The organism is Spirillospora sp. NPDC046719 (assembly GCF_040645715.1).
GTDB lineage: Bacteria > Actinomycetota > Actinomycetes > Streptosporangiales > Streptosporangiaceae > Spirillospora.
Window position 1 is genome coordinate 1 of record NZ_JBEYYT010000711.1, and the last position, 3278, is coordinate 3278.

The 3278-nt window shown below is 67.0% G+C and carries 2 protein-coding genes; both read right to left on the minus strand.

Translation table 11 applies throughout. The annotated features are described in order from the left end of the window. Window positions 1-80: 80 nt before the first annotated feature. On the minus strand, window positions 81-1841 hold the full coding sequence (locus ABZ914_RS49040) for an ABC transporter substrate-binding protein (protein ID WP_500201470.1): 1761 nt from the start codon (window positions 1839-1841) through the stop codon (window positions 81-83). Window positions 1842-1896: 55 nt separating this feature from the next. Further along, window positions 1897-2889: an ABC transporter permease subunit gene (locus tag ABZ914_RS49045; protein WP_190857210.1), complete on the minus strand. Its 993-nt coding sequence runs from the start codon at window positions 2887-2889 to the stop codon at window positions 1897-1899. Window positions 2890-3278: the final 389 nt, after the last annotated feature.

Sequence of the window (3278 nt, forward strand, 5' to 3'; positions counted from 1 at the left end):
GGCCGGACCTGTGGGCCCGGTACAGGTCGGCGGGCATCGCCTTCACCTGCCTTCAGATGAACGCATGGACGGAGGGAGACTTACTTCTCCACGCCCATGTTGAGGTAGTCGTACATTCCGCCGTAGCCGGCCGTGATACCGACGTTGGTGACCCGCTTCGGCCGGTAGAGCAGGGCCTTGGCGTAGATCAGCGGGACCTCGACGGCGTCCTGCATGACCATCTGGTCGATGTCGCCGTAGAGCTTGGTCCGCGTGGCCTTGTCGGTGCTGGCGATCGCCTGGTCCAGCGCGGCGTTCACCTTCGGGTTGTCCTCCTCGGCCAGGTTGTTGCCGCCGGAGGGCTTGATGGCCCGGCCGTCGACGATCTGGGAGAGGAAGCCGTAGCCGGTCGGCCAGTCGGCCGCCCACGCCATGAGCATCATGCCGATGCCGTGCTGGTGCACGTAGTTCGGGACGCCGACGTACTTGTTGAAGTAGTCGCCGGCCGGCCACTGCACGATGCTGACGTTGATGCCGACCTTCTTGAGGCTCTGCTGGATGGCCTGGGCCATCGCGACTTCCTTCGGCCGGTCGGACCGGGCCGAGATCTTCGTCGTGAAGCCGTTCGGCTGGCCGCAGGCCGCGAGCTCCTGCTTGGCCTTCGCCAGCGTGGCCGCGTCGAGGCCGTTGCCGCCCGCCGCCTGCTTCTGCGGGAACAGGTCGAACTTGCGGTACCCGTCGACCGTCGGGGGCAGGATCGTCGTGGCGACGTCACCGCCGGCCAGCGGGCCTCCGTAGGCGGTCTGCGCGGCGACCTTGTCGGTCGCGTACTGCACGGCGTTGCGGCAGTGGATGTTGTCCAGCGGCTTGACGTGCTGGTTCAGCGACATGAACCGCAGGTAGCCCTGGATCGGGTTGTCGGTGTACGGCTTCTGCGCCGCCGCCAGCACCTTCGGCTGCGTACCGGCCTGCACGCCCACGCCCGCGACGTCCATGTCGAGCGAACCGGCCAGCAGGCGGTTGTCGATGTCGTCGGCGTTCTGCTTCAGCTGCAGCTCGATCTTGTCGGGCAGCGCCTTGCGGATCGGGTCGGTGCTGGGGTCCCAGTTCGGGTTCCGCGACAGCGTCATCGACTTGCCGCGGGTGTAGTTGTCGACCTTGTACGGGCCGCTGGAGACGATCGACGACTCGTACTTCAGACCGGTGTCCTTGGCCTTCGGCACGGGGATCGTCTGCGACATCGCCACCAGGTCGTCGAACTCCGAGAACGGCTTCGACAGGTGGAAGATGATCGTGCTGTCGTCCGGCGTCTCGATCGACTTCAGGCCCTCGTCGCTCTTGTCCTTGTAGGGACCCTTGTACGCGGGCTTGTTGTCGATCAGGTAGGTCTTGAAGTACTTCGGACCGAGCTGCATCTCGTCGGTGAAGTTGGAGCGCTCGACGGCGTACTTCACGTCCTTGGACGTGACGGGGGTGCCGTCGTCGAACTTCACGCCGGTGCGCAGCTTGTAGGTCCAGGTCTTCGCGCCGTCGCTCGGCTGACCGGGCGCGGTCGCCAGGTCCGGGACGATCTGCTTGCTCTCGTCGCCCGCGGCCGGCTTGAAGGTCATCAGGCCCCGGCCGTAGAAGCGCGAGAAGTTCTGGTCCCACGCGTAGTACTGGTTGCCCGGGTCCGGCGAGTCGAAGTCGTCGGACATCGCCAGGCGGAGGGTGCCGCCCTTCTTGTCCGACTGGTTGATGACCTTGTCGACCGCGGCGTTGTAGCCGGGCCCGCTCCCCGAGCCGCCCGAGTCGCCGCCGCCGCAGGCGGCGAGGCCCGCCGCGGCGAGCGCGCCGGCCGCGAGGGCCGCGATTGGTCTCATCTTGTTCATGTGCAGGCGCACCCCATTCATTTCTCCGGGTCGGATGAACCCGAGGTCACTTGGCCCGAGGGTCGAGAGCGTCCCGCAGCCCGTCACCGAGCAGGTTGAAGGCGAGGACGGTGATGAAGATCGCCACACCGGGGACGATCATGTACATCGGGTCGGAGGAGTAGATCGGCACCGCGAGGGTCAGCATGCCGCCCCACGACGGGGTCGGCGGGATCACGCCGACGCCGAGGAACGACAGCGCCGCCTCGAACAGGATGTTCGTCGGGATCAGCAGGGTCGAGTAGACCAGGATCGGCGCGACGAGGTTCGGCAGGATCTCCTTGAACAGGATGTAGGAGTTCCGGGCGCCCATGCTGCGGGCCGCGTCGACGAACTCGCGTTCGCGCAGCGAGAGGGTCTGGCCGCGGATGATCCGGCCGATGTAGGGCCAGTTGAAGAACCCGATGACGAAGATCAGCACCCAGACCCGCAGGCCGTTGCCGCTCAGCCCGAACGAGCCGTCGGAGATGACGGCGACCAGCGCGATCGCGAACAGCAGCAGGGGGAACGCGAGGAAGGCGTCCATCGCCCGGCTGATGAGCGTGTCGACCCAGCCGCCGAAGTAGCCGGCGGTGATGCCGAGGACGGTGCCGATGACCACCGACAGCACGGTCGCGAGGAACGACACCAGCAGCGAGATCCGGGCGCCGTGCACGATCCGGGCGAGCAGGTCGCGGCCGGTGCCGGGCTCCACCCCGAGGAGGTGGTCGGCGCTGATGCCGGTGTGCCAGATGCCGGTCTTCGGCCGGTTGTAGGTCGGGTCGATCAGGTTCTGGTGGTAGGCCAGCGGCGACTGCACCAGCAGCGGCCCGAAGATCGCCAGGAGGATCAGCAGGACCACGATGACGCCGCCGGCGAGCGCGACCTTGTCGCGCTTGAGTCGCATCCAGGCGATCTGGCCCAGGGAGCGTCCCTGGATCGCCTTGCCGTCGACACCGGCGAGGACCGCTTCCGGCTGCGCCTCGGTGTCGGACCCGGTCACCTCAAGGGGTGCGGCCACGCTCTGTACCTCCTACCGTCCGGCCACTGGTTCGGCCATGCCGCCGCCGGCGCGGTGACCGGCGGTCGCGGAGATCATCCGCTGACCCCGTGCCCGTTACGCCGCGTTTGCTGAAGGGAAAGGTAGCCCCTCGGCCATGACTGTCCATCCGTGAGACGGGCTGCACCAGTACCCGTATCTGAGTTGTGATCTCGTCGTCATCTCGGGCATACGTGCTCGGCCATCACGTCGGACAAATCGCCCGAATAGTACGTTCGCCTGTGCCGTGCTCCGCAACACGAAAGCGGTCTAGACCGGCAAGCTTTACCGTACTGAGTCCGTTCTGAGATCGATCGTCCGCAGGTCAGCGCCCCGGAGCGCAGAAACGGCGGGCCGGGACGCCCCCCGAG